Annotated in this window: 17 protein-coding genes and 1 other annotated feature; of the genes, 11 read left to right on the top strand and 6 right to left on the bottom strand. The window is 41.6% G+C overall.

Annotated features, from left to right (window positions below):
• The first annotated feature begins 157 nt into the window (after positions 1-157).
• From QUF94_RS24665 to QUF94_RS24620, 10 genes are all read left to right on the top strand, one after another.
• The gene (locus tag QUF94_RS24665) at positions 158-997 is read left to right on the top strand and encodes a YitT family protein (RefSeq protein ID WP_289318172.1); all 840 of its coding nucleotides are present in this window, start codon (positions 158-160) and stop codon (positions 995-997) included.
• Positions 998-1,166: 169 nt separating this feature from the next.
• Entirely contained in the window at positions 1,167-1,352 is a 186-nt protein-coding gene (locus QUF94_RS24660; RefSeq protein WP_289318171.1) for a hypothetical protein, read from the top strand.
• A 360-nt stretch (positions 1,353-1,712) separates the two neighbouring features.
• On the top strand, positions 1,713-3,002 hold the full coding sequence (locus QUF94_RS24655; RefSeq protein WP_289318170.1) for an ABC transporter substrate-binding protein: 1,290 nt from the start codon (positions 1,713-1,715) through the stop codon (positions 3,000-3,002).
• A gap of 187 nt (positions 3,003-3,189) precedes the next feature.
• Positions 3,190-4,050 carry a carbohydrate ABC transporter permease gene (locus tag QUF94_RS24650; RefSeq protein ID WP_289318169.1) on the top strand — a complete coding sequence of 287 codons (861 nt, stop codon included), beginning with the start codon at positions 3,190-3,192 and terminating at the stop codon, positions 4,048-4,050.
• Positions 4,050-4,868: a carbohydrate ABC transporter permease gene (locus QUF94_RS24645; protein WP_289318168.1), complete on the top strand. Its 819-nt coding sequence runs from the start codon at positions 4,050-4,052 to the stop codon at positions 4,866-4,868. Before QUF94_RS24650 ends, QUF94_RS24645 begins: the two co-directional genes overlap by 1 nt.
• Before the next feature lie 57 nt (positions 4,869-4,925).
• A complete protein-coding gene (locus QUF94_RS24640) occupies positions 4,926-5,960 on the top strand; it encodes a LacI family DNA-binding transcriptional regulator (protein WP_289318167.1) in 1,035 nt (344 codons plus the stop codon).
• Between the two features lie 235 nt (positions 5,961-6,195).
• Complete coding sequence (locus QUF94_RS24635; protein WP_289318166.1) at positions 6,196-6,918, top strand: ThuA domain-containing protein; 723 nt, start codon at positions 6,196-6,198, stop codon at positions 6,916-6,918.
• Positions 6,919-6,936: 18 nt separating this feature from the next.
• A complete protein-coding gene (locus QUF94_RS24630) occupies positions 6,937-7,959 on the top strand; it encodes a Gfo/Idh/MocA family protein (protein ID WP_289318165.1) in 1,023 nt (340 codons plus the stop codon).
• A gap of 17 nt (positions 7,960-7,976) precedes the next feature.
• On the top strand, positions 7,977-9,017 hold the full coding sequence (locus QUF94_RS24625; RefSeq protein WP_061461353.1) for a Gfo/Idh/MocA family protein: 1,041 nt from the start codon (positions 7,977-7,979) through the stop codon (positions 9,015-9,017).
• A 21-nt stretch (positions 9,018-9,038) separates the two neighbouring features.
• Complete coding sequence (locus QUF94_RS24620) at positions 9,039-10,007, top strand: sugar phosphate isomerase/epimerase family protein (protein WP_289318164.1); 969 nt, start codon at positions 9,039-9,041, stop codon at positions 10,005-10,007.
• 51 nt (positions 10,008-10,058) lie between these two features.
• On the opposite strand, the gene QUF94_RS24615 is transcribed toward QUF94_RS24620, so the two are convergent.
• The 6 genes from QUF94_RS24615 to brnQ all read right to left on the bottom strand — a co-directional run bounded on the left by QUF94_RS24615 (position 10,059) and on the right by brnQ (position 15,172).
• A complete protein-coding gene (locus tag QUF94_RS24615; protein ID WP_289318163.1) occupies positions 10,059-10,523 on the bottom strand; it encodes a hypothetical protein in 465 nt (154 codons plus the stop codon).
• Positions 10,520-10,792, bottom strand: a complete 273-nt coding sequence (locus QUF94_RS24610) for a hypothetical protein (RefSeq protein ID WP_289318162.1) — start codon at positions 10,790-10,792, stop codon at positions 10,520-10,522. The genes QUF94_RS24615 and QUF94_RS24610 overlap by 4 nt, the downstream gene beginning before the upstream one ends.
• Positions 10,793-10,891: 99 nt before the next feature.
• The gene (rluF, locus tag QUF94_RS24605; RefSeq protein WP_289318161.1) at positions 10,892-11,599 is read right to left on the bottom strand and encodes a 23S rRNA pseudouridine(2604) synthase RluF; all 708 of its coding nucleotides are present in this window, start codon (positions 11,597-11,599) and stop codon (positions 10,892-10,894) included.
• 115 nt (positions 11,600-11,714) lie between these two features.
• Positions 11,715-12,614: a DMT family transporter gene (locus QUF94_RS24600; RefSeq protein ID WP_289318160.1), complete on the bottom strand. Its 900-nt coding sequence runs from the start codon at positions 12,612-12,614 to the stop codon at positions 11,715-11,717.
• Positions 12,615-12,785: 171 nt separating this feature from the next.
• Positions 12,786-13,718 (bottom strand): aldo/keto reductase, encoded by a 933-nt coding sequence (locus tag QUF94_RS24595; protein WP_289318159.1) that lies wholly within the window; start codon positions 13,716-13,718, stop codon positions 12,786-12,788.
• Between the two features lie 122 nt (positions 13,719-13,840).
• Positions 13,841-15,172: a branched-chain amino acid transport system II carrier protein gene (brnQ, locus tag QUF94_RS24590; RefSeq protein ID WP_289318158.1), complete on the bottom strand. Its 1,332-nt coding sequence runs from the start codon at positions 15,170-15,172 to the stop codon at positions 13,841-13,843.
• A 98-nt stretch (positions 15,173-15,270) separates the two neighbouring features.
• Positions 15,271-15,519: a binding site (T-box leader), on the bottom strand.
• A 210-nt stretch (positions 15,520-15,729) separates the two neighbouring features.
• On the opposite strand from brnQ, the gene QUF94_RS24585 reads away from it, so the two are divergent.
• The gene (locus QUF94_RS24585; RefSeq protein WP_164468807.1) at positions 15,730-15,903 is read left to right on the top strand and encodes a hypothetical protein; all 174 of its coding nucleotides are present in this window, start codon (positions 15,730-15,732) and stop codon (positions 15,901-15,903) included.
• Positions 15,904-15,986 lie beyond the last annotated feature (83 nt).

The following is a 15,986-nucleotide window of genomic DNA, read 5'->3' as shown; positions in this document are numbered from 1 at the left end:
AATGAAAGTTCAGTGAAGATAATTTAACTTCCAAGGTAGTCTTTTTGTTAAACCTTCAAATCTTTGAAGGATTAAATGGCAATCCATGTTACTATAGAGCAGTGAAATTAACCTATCTCTTTTCACATTAACCATTACTTAAAGGAAGGTATTAAATATGAAAAAGATTTCTTTAGATGTTTTCTTTATATTAATAGGAGCTTTTATTTTCGCTTTGGCAATAAATCTTTTCGTTATTCCCAATGAACTTGGTGAGGGAGGAGTCACGGGGATAACCATCATTTTATTTTATCTTTTTGAATGGTCACCAGGGCTGTTAAGTTTGATCATTAACGCTTTCCTGCTCATTGTCGGTTATAAATATTTGTCGAAAATGACAACGGTATATACAATTATTGCCGTTGCATTTAATTCGCTTTTCCTCCATTTAACCGAAAGTTGGAGTATATCTTCAGATGAATTGGTCATCAATGCGATATTTGGCGGGGTTTTTGCAGGAGCAGGTATTGGCATAATCATTCGTGTTGGAGGTACAACTGCCGGTACAACGATCCTAGCCCGAATTACGAATAAATATTTGGGGTGGAGCTTAAGCTATGGACTTCTGTTTTTCGATTTAATCGTTGCGTTCTCATCTTATTTCATCATTGGTGCAGAAGGTCTGATGCTTACTATTCTCATGCTTTATATTGGTACAAAAACGATGGAATTCATCATTGAGGGATTGAACCCGAAAAAAGCGATTACCATCATTTCAAAAGAAGCGGACCAGATTGCAAAGCAAGTAACAGAATTGATGGACCGAGGGGTCACTGTTTTTAGCGGTCATGGATACTATACAAAAGAATCAAAGGATATTTTGTATATCGTTATAAGTAAGCAAGAGGTACTCAAGTTAAAGAGAATTGTTCAGTCAACTGATAGCAATGCTTTTATAGCCATACATGATGTACGGGACGTATTTGGTGAAGGATTCCTGGATATTTCGAAGTCCTGAAGCTATTTGGCAGAAGGAGGATATCGTAAGTTCGAAATGAAAAGGCCTAATAGGCTTTTTTATTTTGTACTGTAAAAAAATCTGTGAATTCTGAATAATTTGTTATATTATGTAAGTAAGAAACCACACACCCTGAGGAGTGCAGCCATTAATTGTGGAGGTGTCCAAGATGATCCTTTTAAAAGTGGATGACAGAAAGTTTGGGAAAAGTAATATCAAGTACAGTGTCGTTGATAAGGAAACGAATGAATTGATCATTAGTGGTGTGTTTAAAGAATTTGGACAAGCAAGCGATAAATATTATGAATTGAAGGATGAATATGGTCCTTCCAATGTGAAAATGGTATTGAAGTGAAAAGAGGGGAACCGTTGGGTTTCCCTTTTTCGTATACTAGAAAACGGCCCGTACAATAAATTAGATTTTATAATCGGATAAAGGAATAATCAAAGGTTTCTGAATCATATAATTAGGTTGAGAAGGTTTTTAACATCCTTTTTTTACAATATACTACAATTTTATTGTAAAGTATGGAATTAGGTGGTAATATAAAGCCCATAAATGTAAACGTTTGCAAAGGGATTTTGTGAGGAGGTGATGTAAAAGAAGTACGATAGACTATGATTATCGCAGAATTAAAGGCTTTTATTTTACAATTTTATGCAAACGTTTTCTTAAAATTGCGTGAATCTTATGAAAAAGGGAGAGTCGGTAGGTATGAAGCAAAAAAAATGGTACGGGGGAATCTTTTCTGTTTTATTAATTTTTAGTGTGATTTTGGCTGGATGCTCTTCATCTACTGGCGGAAATAGCGACTCTAAGGATAAAGTGACGCTGGATATATTTCAGTTCAAGGTAGAATTCAAGTCGCAATTCGAGACATTGGCAAAACAATATGAAAAAGAAAATCCAGATGTGAAGATCAAGGTATCGACAGTTGGCGGTGGAAATGATTATAAATCAGCCATTACGGCAAAGTTCGCTTCCGGTGAGGAGCCAGCGGTTTTTAACATTGGCGGACCGGTAGATGTCGAGCAATATAAAGATAGATTAACAGATTTAAAGGACACGAAAGCTGCAGCAGCGGCACTTGATGGTACTTTGGATGGCGTGGAAGAGGACGGGCAAGTTCTCGGACTTCCATTTAACCAGGAAGGTTACGGCTTGATTTATAACAAACGGATATTTAAAGAAGCCGGAATTAATCCTGATGAAATTACAAGTTATGAAGCCCTGGAGGCGGCAGTTAAGAAAATGGATTCACAGAAAGATAAATTGAAAATCGATGCAGTTTTCGCGTATCCGGTTAAAGAGAAGTGGGTGACCGGAAACCATTTATCCAATGTATTCTTATCTCCGGAGTTTGATGGGAATGTGTTGGAAGCAAGCAAGGCCTCAACGGTTAAATTTACTGATGGTGACAAGTTTAAACAAATGGTCGATATCCAAAATAAATATTCCGTCCAGCCGACAGCAAGTCTCGATTACTCCCAACAAGTGGAAGAGCTGTTCTCACTTGAAAAGGTTGCAATCATTCAGCAAGGTAACTGGGTATATAACACAGTGTATGATATGGACCCTGAGTTAGCGGAAAAAGGCATTGGCATCATTCCGATTCCTAATGGAGACTCTGCGGGCATGCCAGTCGGCGTACCGAACTATTGGGCAGTGAACAAGAAATCGGATGAAAAGGTGCAGGAAGAAGCGAAGAAGTTCCTCGACTGGATGTATACATCTGAAGAAGGGAAAAAAGCCGTTTTGGAGGATTTTAAATTCATTCCTGCTTATGAAGGATATGATGTAGAAAAAATAGCCGATCCAATTTCAAAAGAAATTTATAAATACTCCCAAGAAGGAAATACGATTGGTTGGGTGTTCAATGGATATCCGGTTGGTTGGAATGATGACCTTGGTGCAAGTGTCCAAAAATACGTAACTGGTAAATTGACGTGGGAGGAATTTGTACAACAGAACATTGAAAATTGGGAGAAGATTCATAGCAAATAAGTGTTTGGAAAGGCAAATGACCAATCGGCATGAAAAAAGTGTGTCGATTGGTTGTTCCTTGTTACAAGAAAGTCTCTAAGGGAATTTGCCGCAACAAGATTTTCATCACTAACTTAGTCATGATCGATGATTTTTCTATAATTTAAAACCCGTTATCTATTAAATCATTTCAAGGAGGTCGGTTTCGTTGAGGAATCGGGATGCCGCATATTGGCTGTTTTTAACACCTGTTCTTGCTGCACTCATTTTGGTGGTGATCGTGCCACTCATCTACGGATTTTATTATTCCTTTACGAATTGGAACGGTCTAGGGACACCAGATTTCATCGGTCTAAAGAATTATATGGACTTGTTTACTGATAAAGGGTTCCTTGATACATTTTGGTTCACCATTAAATTTTCCGTAGCTGCAATCGTGGTAATCAATATCATCGGATTAAGTTTGGCTCTAATCGTGACATCGAAAATTAAATCAAGCAACATCCTGCGGACAGTTTTCTTCATGCCCAATTTAATTGGCGGCTTGATTCTCGGTTTTATTTGGCAGTTCATTTTCATTAAAGTCTTCGGTGCGATTGGTGATCTGACTGGGATCGAAGCATTTAATGGATGGTTATCAACAACAGATACAGGCTTTTGGGGATTGATCATTTTAACGTCTTGGCAAATGGCCGGATATATCATGATCATTTATATTGCATATCTGCAGGCTGTTCCTGAAGACTTGATCGAAGCGGCAAAAATTGATGGGGCTAACAGCTTCCAGCGTTTTCGCCATATTACCTTTCCGCTTGTGGCACCTGCTTTTACCGTCAGCTTGTTTTTGACTTTGTCCCACTCGTTCAAGATCTATGATCAAAATCTTTCTTTGACGAACGGGGCTCCCTATAATTCAACCGAAATGGTCGCGATGAACATCGTAAAATCCGCTTTCACTGAAAATGATATGGCATATGCACAGGCAAAGGCCGTTATCTTCTTCGTAATTGTGGCGGTAGTTTCACTGACACAAGTCTATATCAATAAAAAACGGGAGGTTGAGCTGTAATGAGGGAAAAATGGAAATTGTGGCTGATTGGATTCGTCGGATTCATTTTGGCCATATTATGGCTCACTCCGTTTTATTTAATGATTGTCAATGCTTTTAAAATGAAGCGGGATATATTTGCCGACACACTGGGACTGCCTGAAACCTGGACATTCGAAAACTTCTATCAAGCATTCGAACAATTGGATTTCCTCCGGACTTTATTCAATTCTTTATTGATATCGGGCGTCAGTGTAGTCATCATCATCATCTTTTCTGCGATGGCGGCATATGCGCTTTCCCGTAACAAAAGTAAAATAAGTTCCTTGCTTTTCTTTGTGTTTGTAGCAGCCATGTTGATTCCGTTTCAGTCTGTGATGATACCGCTTGTTGCCCAATTCGGACAGTTTGGGATGTTGAACAAGGCAGGACTGATTTTCATGTATTTAGGTTTTGGCTGCAGCCTTTCCATATTCCTATATCATGGTACTTTAAAAGGGATTCCCATCTCACTTGATGAGGCTGCAAAAATTGATGGTGCAAACCGGTTTCAAATATTTTGGCATATCATATTTCCATTATTAAAACCGATGTCCATTACAGTTGGGATCTTAAATGTCATTTGGATATGGAATGACTATTTGTTGCCCTCCCTTGTTATTGGTGGCGCAGGATCTGAGACCATCCCACTTAAATTATTCTTCTTTTTCGGACAATATACGAAACAATGGCATCTAGCCTTGGCTGGACTTACTTTATCCATCATTCCAGTCATCATTGCGTATTTTTTTGCTCAGAGGCAAATTATCAAAGGAATTGCAGATGGAGCCGTTAAATAACTATTTAAATATAGGGAATATTAAACCATGTGCGGTGAACGGGAAGTGGTGATGAATATGTCTGTTACAATAAAGGACGTTGCCAAAAAGGCTAATGTCGCTCCATCAACGGTATCGCGTGTAATCCATAACAGCCCGACAATCAGTGAAAAGACAAAGCGTAAAGTACGCAAGGTATTAAAGGAAATGGGCTATCATATGAATGAAAATGCCCGGAACTTAGTCACGAAGTCCACTAAGGCCATTGGGATCGTCATGAAAAGTTCCGCAAGGGAATCACTTTATAATCCCTTTTTTCCAGAAGTGATTCGGGGCATTGGGGATTTCTGTAATAAAGAGGGGTACAGTCTTTCTCTGACAACCGGCGAGACGGAGGATGCCATCTTTGAGGATGTCGTGAAAATGGTTCAGGGCAGAAGAGTTGATGGCATGATTGTTTTATACTCTAAAAAGGACGATAAAGTCGTGCCATATTTATTAAAGCAGGGCTTCCCGTTTGTTTTGATAGGGAAGCCAAGTACGAACATGAGCGGCATTACATTCATTGATAATGATAATGTTCAAGCAGCCAGGGAAGTATCGGAGTTTGTGATCAGTCTTGGGCATGAGCGAATCGCCTTTTTAGGAGGCAGTCCAGAGTTTGAGGTGATTCAAGCCCGCATGGCAGGGTTTCAACAAGCGATGGAACAGGCCGGGTTGGATGTGCCACAGGAATATATCAAATTGATTCCTTTAAATCGAACGGATGGAATAAAGGCTATTGACGAATTGCTGGAATTGAGGGAGGCTCCAACCGCTTTTTTGGTTATGGATCTTTTATTGGGTGTTCTTTTGCTAGGAGTGCTAGCTGAAAAGAACTTGAAAGTACCAGAGCAAATTAGCGTCGTCTGTTTTAACCATTCAGAATTCATAGAATTTTTAAGTACTCCACTGACAACGGTTGATATCCATACGTATCAGTTAGGGTATGAGGCGGCAAAATGCGTATTCGATCTTATTGCAAATCCCGAAATGATGGAAAAGAGCATTAGGATTCCTACGAAAATCATAAAGCGGGAGTCGCATTTTGTAGCTGGAAAGGAAATTAAATGAAAAATGTAGAAATGTTTTACCAATTAAAGCTTGATTTTTGCTAACATAAATTTACAATATAGATTATCACTATTATTTTTGAAAATTCATACTTTCTTGAGTCATTAAGTATGTTCTTATAACCGGCTGAGATTTGATCATGCCCAACGCAAACGTTTGCGTTAAGAATAAAGAGGTAATAGTTAAACATGCAGAGTAAGTTGCCGACAAATTAATATGGAATGGAGGAGATTGTTTGAGAGTCCTAGTATGGAATGAGTTTCGCCACGAGAAAACAAAGCCTGAAGTAGCCGAAGTATATCCAGATGGAATCCACGGGGCAATTGCCGGCTTTTTGCAAAGTGAGCAGGTCGAGGTGAGAACGGCTACTCTCGATGAAGAAGAGCATGGATTAACCGAAGAAGCACTGAAACGAACCGATGTACTTCTATGGTGGGGGCATGTTGCACATGATGAAGTCCAGGATGAAATCATTGCGAGGGTTCACAAGCGAGTACTCGAGGGAATGGGTCTCATCGTCCTCCATTCCGGTCATTTCTCAAAAATCTTCAAACGATTAATGGGCACGACTTGCGATTTGAAATGGCGGGTGGCTGATGAAAGGGAACGGCTTTGGGTTGTCGATCCCAGTCATCCTATCGTTGATGGAATCGGAGAATATATAGAGCTTGAGAAGGAAGAGATGTACGGGGAACATTTTGATATTCCTGCACCAGATCAATTAATATTCGTCAGTTGGTTTGAAGGCGGGGAGATATTCAGAAGCGGTTGCACGTATCAGCGGGGAAAAGGGAAGATTTTCTATTTCCGACCAGGTCATGAAACATATCCGACCTACCATAATCCAGAGATTCAACGGGTAATTAAGAATGCCGTTGATTGGGTCAAGCCGGAATTTGGAATGGTAACGAACTATGGGAAAGCCGAACCGTTGGAATCCATCTCGACAAAGAGCTGAAGTGAAGGAGAGAACAGAATGGGTAAAGTGAAGGTAGGGGTCATTGGATGCGGGAGTATCGCAAAAAATAGGCATTTTCCGGAGTATGATGCACATCAGGAAACTGAAATCATTGCCGTTTGTGATATTGTGCCAGACCGGGCGAATGCAGCAGCACAAAGGTATGGCGCGCAAGCATATACTGATTATATAGAACTTTTGAAGAATGAGGAGATAGAAGCGATCAGTGTATGTACACCGAATTACCTGCATGCACGCATCACAGTTGCGGCCTTGGAAGCAGGTAAGCATGTCCTTTGTGAAAAACCGATGGCCACTTCTTTAAATGACGCTGAAGAAATGAATGAAGCAGCAGTTAAAAGCGGCAAAATACTAATGATTGGTCATAATCAGCGTTTTGTTCCCTCACATCAAAAAGCGAAACAGCTTATTGAGAGTGGTGAACTTGGAAAGGTCTATAGCTTCCGGACGGCTTTTGGACATTCCGGGCCAGAAACATGGAGCGTGGACGGACGGGAAAGCTGGTTTTTTAAAAAGGATCAGGCAGTCATTGGTGCAATGGGTGATTTAGGCGTTCATAAAGCTGATTTATTAAGGTATATCCTTGGAGAAGAATTTGTTGAAGTGGGAGCCTTTGTGGAAACGACTGCCAAGAAAAACACAGACGTTGATGACAGTGCTGCCTGTATCCTACGGACGGAGAGCGGTATCATCGGTACTCTTACCGCCAGCTGGTCTTATGCAAAAGAAGACAATGCGACGGTCATTTATGCGGAAAAAGCCGTATTGCGTCTTGAAGACGATCCGAAATACTCACTGATCATCCATCATGATAATGGAAAGACAGAAACCATCCAATTGGGAAGCATCCAGACAAATGACTCTGAAGGACAGAATGATTCCGAAGTAATCAGCCACTTTGTAAAATGTGTGGTGGACAATGAGGAGCCTCTTGTCACAGGAGTAGAAGGATTAAAATCATTAAAAGTCATTCTTGGCGCGATGGAATCAAATGCATCCCGAAAAATCATCCGCTTATAAAGGGGTTAATAGTCATCATGTACAAATTAAAAATGGGTATTATCGGTGCTGGCGGAATTGCCCAAAAAAGGCATATCCCAGCTTTTCAAAAATTTCAAGATAAAGTAGTTTTATACGCCATTCATGATATAGATGAAATGAAGGCGCGAGAAGTTGCACGTGAATTTCATATCGAGAAAGTTTTCACCAATTATGAAGAAATGTTTGCTGAAGTGGATGCTGTAACGATTGCAACGCCAAACAAGTTCCATGCGGAGATTTCCATTGCCGCTCTGCAAGCGGGTGTGCATGTGTTATGCGAAAAGCCAATGGCAATCACTACTGAGGAATGTAAGGCAATAACCGAGGCTGCAAACATATCGGGTAAAGTGTTATCGACTGCCTATCATTACCGCTTCATGAAGGAAGCCCAGGCTGCAAAGAAAATGATTCAGGCCGGTGAAATCGGTGAGCCTTATGTAGCGCGTGTACAGGCAATCAGACGCCGCAAAGTTCCTGGCTGGGGAGTGTTTACAAGCAAGGAATTGCAAGGCGGGGGAAGCGTAATCGACTACGGCTGCCATTTGCTTGATTTGGCTTTATGGCTGATGGATGACCCAGAACCGATTGAAATCGTAGGTTCGACATATAATTATGTCAGTAAGGGTGTCGATCAGGTCAATCTATGGGGGAACTTCGATGCCTCGGTATTTGAAGTGGATGATCATGCCACGGCATATATCAAATTTGCCAACGGAGCATCTTTATTATTCGAAACATCTTGGGCTGCGAATATCCGTGAAGAAGCAACTGTTTTGAGTTTATCCGGAACGCAGGGCGGACTTGATGTGTTCCCGCTAGTCTTGAATCAGGCTAAGCACGGCATGCTTTTGAATAGTGAGGCAGTATGGATGCCAGGGGAGGATACACCAGACCTGCAGCAGGCAGAAAACTTTATTGATAGCTGCCTAGGGTTGGTGGAACCATTGGTAAAACCATCGGAAGCCATGAAAGTTTCGAAAATAATCGAAGCCATTTATCAAAGCTCGGCAAGTGGGAAGGTCATGAGCATAAATTAAAGAAAAGGTGAGGTGGGGCTTGTGAAATTAGGGGTTTTTACAGTGTTATTTGCTCAAAAATCATTCGAGGATATGCTTGATTATGTGGCAGATTCCGGTTTAAAAACAGTTGAAATCGGTACAGGCGGGTATCCAGGCAATATCCACTGTCCACTTGATGAACTGCTGGAAAGTGAAGAAAAGCGCCAAAAATACTTGGAATCCGTTCAAACAAGAGGATTGACGATCAGTGCATTCAGCTGCCACGGCAATCCAATCTCTCCAGATGAAGCATTCGCTAAAGAAAGTGATGAAACACTGATTAAAACAATCAAGCTTGCATCCTTACTGAACGTCCCGGTCGTCAATACCTTTTCTGGTACAGCCGGTGATCACGAAGGAGCTAAATATCCAAACTGGCCTGTCGCCCCATGGCCAAATGAATATACAGATGTGCTGAAATGGCAATGGGAAGAAAAATTGATCCCCTATTGGAAAAAAGTAGCCGCCATTGCTGATGAACACAATATAAAAATCGGACTTGAACTGCATGGGGGCTTTCTCGTTCACACCCCCTACACCTTGTTAAAACTGCGGGAAGCTACATCGGATGCAATAGGCGCCAACCTTGATCCAAGCCATCTTTGGTGGCAGGGCATCGAGCCAGTCGGTGCCATCAAAATCCTAGGAAAAGCGGGAGCAATCTACCACTTCCATGCAAAAGACACATACTTGGATCAGGATAACATCAATATGTATGGATTAACCGACATGCAGCCATATGGTAATGTCCAAAGCCGTGCCTGGAACTTTCGCTCTGTAGGATGCGGTCACAGCCTGCAAGAGTGGTCCGACATCATGAGCGCCCTTCGCACATACGGTTACGATTACGTCGTCAGCATCGAACACGAAGATCCGCTGATGTCTGTAGAAGAAGGATTTCAACGGGCGGTATCCAACCTTAAAACTGTTCTAATCAATGAAAGCCCAACTGATTTATGGTGGATATAATTTATAGCCGATAACGAGCAGCCTATAGCAGGTTGCTTTTTATTTTGACCCTTACTCGTGAAAAAGTGCAATTTCACGAGTAAAAGCGTGAAACTCACGAGTAACAGCGTGGAATTCACGAGTAAAAGCGTGAAACCCACGAGTAACAGCGTGGAATTCACGAGTAAAAGCGTGAAACTCACGAGTAACAGCGTGGAATTCACGAGTAAAAGCGTGAAACCCACGAGTAACAGCGTGGAATTCACGAGTAAAAGCGTGAAACTCACGAGTAACAGCGTGGAATTCACGAGTAAAAGCGTGAAACTCACGAGTAACAGCGTGGAATTCACGAGTAAAAGCGTGAAACTCACGAGTAACAGCAAAACTCACGAGTAAAAGCGTGGAATTCACGAGTAAAAGCGTGAAACTTACGAGTAAAAGCGTGGAATTCACGAGTAAAAGCGTGAAACTTACGAGTAAAAGCGTGAAATTCACGAGTAAAAGCGAAGAATTCACGAGTAAAAGCGTGAAACTCACGAGTAACAGCAAAATTCACGAGAAAAAGCGCGGAATTCATGAGTAATAGCGTGGAACTCACGAGTAAAAGCGTGAAACTCACGAGTAAAAGCGTGGAATTCACGAGTAGAAGCGTGAAACTCACGAGTAAAAGCGTGAAACTCACGAGTAACAGCAAAATTCACGAGAAAAAGCGCGGAATTCATGAGTAAAAGCGTGGAACTCACGAGTAAAAGCGTGAAACTCACGAGAAAAAGCGTGGAATTCACGAGTAAATCAGCAAAACTCACGAGTAAAGTGCAAAACTACGAAAAAAAAGCAAATTATTGCTGAAAACTCTTCTAAAATAAAAAAATGATGCCCCCGGAATTCTGGGGGCATCTCAATTATCATCTCTGCCTTGGAGTATAATCCAATTCCTTAAATAGTTCTGTCAATTCATCCTCGGTCAGGTCGCGCCATTGTCCTAGCGCCAGTCCGTCCAAATGGATGTTCATGATCCGGATTCGATGCAAATCACGGACTTCATAGCCTAGTGCGGAGCACATACGGCGGATTTGTCTGTTCAGTCCTTGCATCAAAGTGATGTTAAATGTATATTTGGTCAACTGTTCAACCTTGCATGGAAGTGTTTTCGTATCCAAAATCTCCACTCCGGATGACATATCTTGAATGAAGGAAGCGGTAAGAGGTTTATCCACGGTTACGATATATTCTTTTTCATGTTTGTTTTCTGCACGAAGGATTTCGTTTACAATGTCTCCGTCATTTGTAAGCAGGATCAGACCGCTTGAGTCTTTGTCCAGCCGTCCGATATGAAAAATGCGAAGCGGATGATTTACAAAATCAACAATATTTCCTTTAATGTGTTTTTCCGTCGTACTTGTAATCCCTATCGGTTTATTCAGTGCAATATAGACATTTTGCTGTTCCACTTTAATGGGCTTGCCATCTACACGAACATCATCGCCGGGTTCAGCTTGACTGCCAAGCTCAGCAACAGTGCCATTAATCGTCACGCGGCCCTCGGCTATCCATTTATCTGCGCCTCGTCTCGAGGTAATTCCGGATTCACTGATATATTTATTGATCCTCAACTAAAGCACACCTTTACATTCAGATTTTCTTCTTTAAAGGATAACGTAAATCATGCTGCGTAGACAAGGGGAAAAGACAAGAAAGCGTTCGTTGATTTGGATTTCTGGACATTTTTTACATGTGCCTTGTGACAGCGGCCGGATATTCCTTTTTCTTTTTACTTGTCAGGTAGACACCAATGAAGACAAGGAGACCACCCAGGAGTTGGACGATAGTAATCGGTTGCCCTAAAATCAGGCTAAGAATGGCGGTAAAAACAGCAATCAGATTTAAATAAACTCCAGCCTGGCTGACATTGATATGGCGAAGGGAAATATTCCAGAAAATAAAGGAACCGACAGACGGGAAGATTCCAATATATAAGAGACCCGTGATGGCTTTACTGCTTAAATCAAGGTTCATTCCCGAGCCAATGGCGAGTGGAGCGACGAGAATCAATCCGAGAAATACGGAAACGGCAGTGGCTGAGATGATCGGTATGTTTTTCAGATTTTTACCGATTATTGAATAAAAGGTCCAAACGAGAATCGCTAAGATCATCAATAAGTCGCCTTTATTGTAATTGAGCTGGAAAATATCGAGAAGGTGTCCTTTTGTCAAGACCAATAAAACGCCGAATAAAGATATGATAAGTCCGAGTGCATGGTGGGATGAAATTTTCTCCTTTAACAGCAAAGCCGAAAAAAGAACAATTATGGCAGGGTTAATTGAATTGACAAGAGCTGCATTCATGGAAGTTGTATAGGTCAGAGCCCAATAAAGGAAAAAATTATAACTGATGATTCCGAGCACACCCATGACTAATAGTAATTTCCAGGCTTTCCATACACTCTTCCAGTTTGGCTTTTCAATCCATTGGGCTAAAGGAAACAAAAAGAAAACGGCTATTAGCCATCGTGTAAATGTTAGTTGGATCGGGGAAAGTTCGGTCACAACGTATTTTCCGAAAATGTAATTACCGGCCCAAAACAAATTTGCTAAGATAAGAAATAAAATAACAATAGATTTTTTCATTAGACTGCCTCTTCCTCAATTGATGGAATATTCATAAAATATAACAAAACAGAAGTACCTAAGCAATATAGAGAGCCTAGTAGTCAATTTTTGTACAAGGATGGACCACAGGAGCAGGAAAAATGAAGAAAGGCCGTTCAACTTGAGCTGAACAGCCTTTTCTTATTTTTATTAAGCGAAAATGGCACTGATTTCGGCGATTTCATCCATGGTTAGACTGACATCCAATGCTTGTAAGTTGCGTGACACCTGTTCTGGCTTTTTCGCTCCGGGAATCAGGACATCTATCGAGTGGCGAGTTAAATACCAAGCTAGTACCACATCGGCGACATCGGCATGCTTCCTGTTGGCGATCGCCCGTACTTCTTCCACTTTATGCAGATTGCTTACAAAGGCTTGTCCTTGGAAAAGCGGACTTTTTGCCCGGCCGTCCTCGAATGTTGATTCCTGATTATATTTGCCGCCTAGTAGACCGGAAGCAAGGGGGAAATAAGGAATGAAGGAGATATTATTCTCGGCCGTATAGGGCAGTAAGTCTTGTTCCGCCTCCCGTTTGAATAGATTGTACTCGGATTGCAGGACATCGACATAGCCGTCTTTATTCGCTTCTTTCAATTGTTCGAATGAAAAGTTCGAGACACCGATGGACTTGATTTTGCCTGCGTCCTTCAATTCCTTTAAGGCACCTACTGCTTCATCTTTAGGAGTACCTTCATCAGGGAAATGGATATAGTATAAGTCGATGTAATCTGTTTGGAGCCTTTTTAGACTCGAGTCCACGGCATTTTTCAGAAAAGCCGGGGAGTTATCAAAGACGATGTTGCCATCGACAAATTTATGTGCCCCCTTAGTGGCAAGGACTATATCCTCGCGTTTGCGGGTCTCTTTAAGGATTTCACCGATAAGTTCTTCTGAACGCTCAGGACCGTAAATGTAAGCTGTATCCCAAAAGTTAATTCCCTCTTCCAATGCCGTTCTCAAAACATCCCTTCCTGTATCCTCGCTTAGATTAGGGAATAGGTTATGTCCGCCAATGGCATTCGTGCCAAGGCCAATCGGATTTACATACAGATCTGTTTTACCAATACGGGTTTGTTTAGACATATTACTTATCATCTCCTTTATCCCATCATAACAAAAAGTGGATGTCGGTTTCCAAAATAATGCAATGCAGGGCGTCCAAAAAATAAGCAGATGATCTGTAAAATCATCTGCTTCCTTCATTATTATAATGTTTCGATTTCCAACTCCTCAGCTGGAGCTGTCTGTCCGGTTTGACTGAGCAGAAGGCCAAGGGCAGTACCGGCGAGAGCAGGGATGATCCATTCCATACCGTAGGCAGAAAGGGGAAGGACATCACTCAATGTTTGCACGGGTCCTAATTGTAATCCGAATGCATTCAGTCCATCTATCAAGGCGAAAACTCCTGTGAAGGTCATTGCACTACGATATACTTTCTTAGGGTTTTTGAAATGACGGCTGAAGAATGTCAGGGCAATCAGGACGATCGTTAACGGATAAGCCATCACAAGGAATGGTACCGATACTTTCAAAATTTGATTCAGACCCATGTTAGAAAGGATGAAACCGACGATGGTTACGATCAGGATGACGGTTTTGTAGTTCAGCTTGGGAAAAAGTTTCGAGAAATACTGTCCGCAAGCAGTCGTCAATCCGACGACGGTGGTGAAACATGCTAAAGTGAAAATGATGCCAAGAAGGACCTTCCCGCCAGTTCCAAGTAAAAGGGTGGATGCGACAGTAAGGATATCCGTTCCGTTTTCGAATGATCCATCCGCTGCCATGCGTGCTCCCATTACACCTAAGGAGATATAGACTAAAGAAAGCAATACACCGGCGATGAGTCCCGCTTTTACTGTATATCTCGTCAATTGTTTTCGTTCGGAAATCCCTCTTTGTTGGATTGAAGTAAGGATGACGATCCCAAAAGCCAGGGCAGCTAGAGCATCCATCGTGTTGTAGCCTTCAATGAACCCTTTCGAAAATGCTCCTGCTGCATATGCTTCTGTTGGGGCTTGGAATGGAGCATCAAGCTTTACGAACCCGACTACACAGAGAACGACCATGGACAAAAGTAGAACAGGTGTAATCCAGCGTCCCATGAAGGTTTCCATTTTTTCTGGATTCAATGAAATGGCATAAACGATGATGAAAAATAGGGTTGTGAATATGAATAGGAATAGTGATTGATTCATTGAGTCGCCAAGATATGGCTTGAAGCCCATTTCATAGGCAACATTCGCATTCCGTGGAATGGCTAGAAAAGGCCCGATGCTTAAATAAATGACTACCATGAACAACGTGCTGAATAGAGGATGTACACGTGCCCCGATTGTTTGTGCCCCGCCTTTAACAAGTGAGACGGCCAGAAGCACCAATATTGGCAGTCCGACTCCGGTAACGACAAAGCCGGCAATGGCTGGCCAGAAAGAAGTTCCCGAAGATGCACCTAAAAATGGGGGGAATATAAGATTCCCCGCTCCGAAGAACATTGAGAAAAGCATAAGGCCGATAAATAATGTGTCTGTTTTTTTCATGGTGATTTCTCCTTTTTTTAAAATGATGACTTCCGCCGACTGGCCTGATAAAGGCTGTTTTAAGTGTTTTGTGCAAATAAAAAAACTCGCCCCTGAAAATCAGGGACGAGTTTGTGCTCGCGTTACCACCCATATTCCGCACTTCATTAAGAAGCTGCGGCACTCAGTCAACGTACGAATTCATACGTGATCCATTGTAACGGCGGAGACCCGTCAAAGCCTACTGCATTTTCAGCTTTGCATCTCAGAGATGATTTTCGGATAGGCCTTGGACATCGACTTCCACCACATGTCGACTCTCTGTGGAACAGGGTTCTCATCTTACTCTTTCTCTTCATAGATTTTATAATATAAAGATAATTTAGCAAATTCTGATTATGAAGTCAATATAATTTATCATCATTTCGTTATTTAAGGAGCAGGAAATTAGTCCCTCGTTGGCGAAACTTCCTTTATTCAGAGGTATTTTTTGCAAAAAGAATCGGATATAACTCCCTATTATCTTTCTAACCGCAACTATATTATAATAGAAGCAGAACACTAAAGGAGACAACATTATGTCTGAAAATAAAAAGTTAAGCCTGGCGGATGCAGTCAAACAAAAACTGGCTCAAAAGCAAGCAGGTTCAAGTAAAGATAAACTGGAAACCGGCGTTGTGAAGAAAACGAAACAGCTTAAAAGCCAGTTGACCAAAAAGCCGAATAACCAACGTAAGCGTACAGGGGTATAATCCTAATTTGTCAAAGGACAACGACTGTTCGGAGCTTATCAGAGAGCAGTTACCTTTCATGAATGAAGGTACTGCTTTTTTAT

It is taken from the genome of Peribacillus sp. NJ4 (assembly GCF_030348345.1).
GTDB lineage: Bacteria > Bacillota > Bacilli > Bacillales > DSM-1321 > Peribacillus.
Note: the sequence above shows the minus strand (reverse complement) of the source record. Positions and strands in the feature narration are given on the sequence as shown.

What these genes read in the sequence shown, in the direction of transcription:
- QUF94_RS24600 (WP_289318160.1), bottom strand. Translation starts at nt 12,614, where the DNA reads ATGAAAAAATCTATTGTTATTTTATTTCTTATCTTAGCAAATTTGTTT.
- QUF94_RS24665 (WP_289318172.1), top strand. Translation starts at nt 158, where the DNA reads ATGAAAAAGATTTCTTTAGATGTTTTCTTTATATTAATAGGAGCTTTT.
- QUF94_RS24640 (WP_289318167.1), top strand. Translation starts at nt 4,926, where the DNA reads ATGTCTGTTACAATAAAGGACGTTGCCAAAAAGGCTAATGTCGCTCCA.
- QUF94_RS24595 (WP_289318159.1), bottom strand. Translation starts at nt 13,718, where the DNA reads ATGTCTAAACAAACCCGTATTGGTAAAACAGATCTGTATGTAAATCCG.
- QUF94_RS24625 (WP_061461353.1), top strand. Translation starts at nt 7,977, where the DNA reads ATGTACAAATTAAAAATGGGTATTATCGGTGCTGGCGGAATTGCCCAA.
- brnQ (WP_289318158.1), bottom strand. Translation starts at nt 15,172, where the DNA reads ATGAAAAAAACAGACACATTATTTATCGGCCTTATGCTTTTCTCAATG.
- QUF94_RS24655 (WP_289318170.1), top strand. Translation starts at nt 1,713, where the DNA reads ATGAAGCAAAAAAAATGGTACGGGGGAATCTTTTCTGTTTTATTAATT.
- QUF94_RS24585 (WP_164468807.1), top strand. Translation starts at nt 15,730, where the DNA reads ATGTCTGAAAATAAAAAGTTAAGCCTGGCGGATGCAGTCAAACAAAAA.
- QUF94_RS24660 (WP_289318171.1), top strand. Translation starts at nt 1,167, where the DNA reads ATGATCCTTTTAAAAGTGGATGACAGAAAGTTTGGGAAAAGTAATATC.
- QUF94_RS24630 (WP_289318165.1), top strand. Translation starts at nt 6,937, where the DNA reads ATGGGTAAAGTGAAGGTAGGGGTCATTGGATGCGGGAGTATCGCAAAA.
- QUF94_RS24645 (WP_289318168.1), top strand. Translation starts at nt 4,050, where the DNA reads ATGAGGGAAAAATGGAAATTGTGGCTGATTGGATTCGTCGGATTCATT.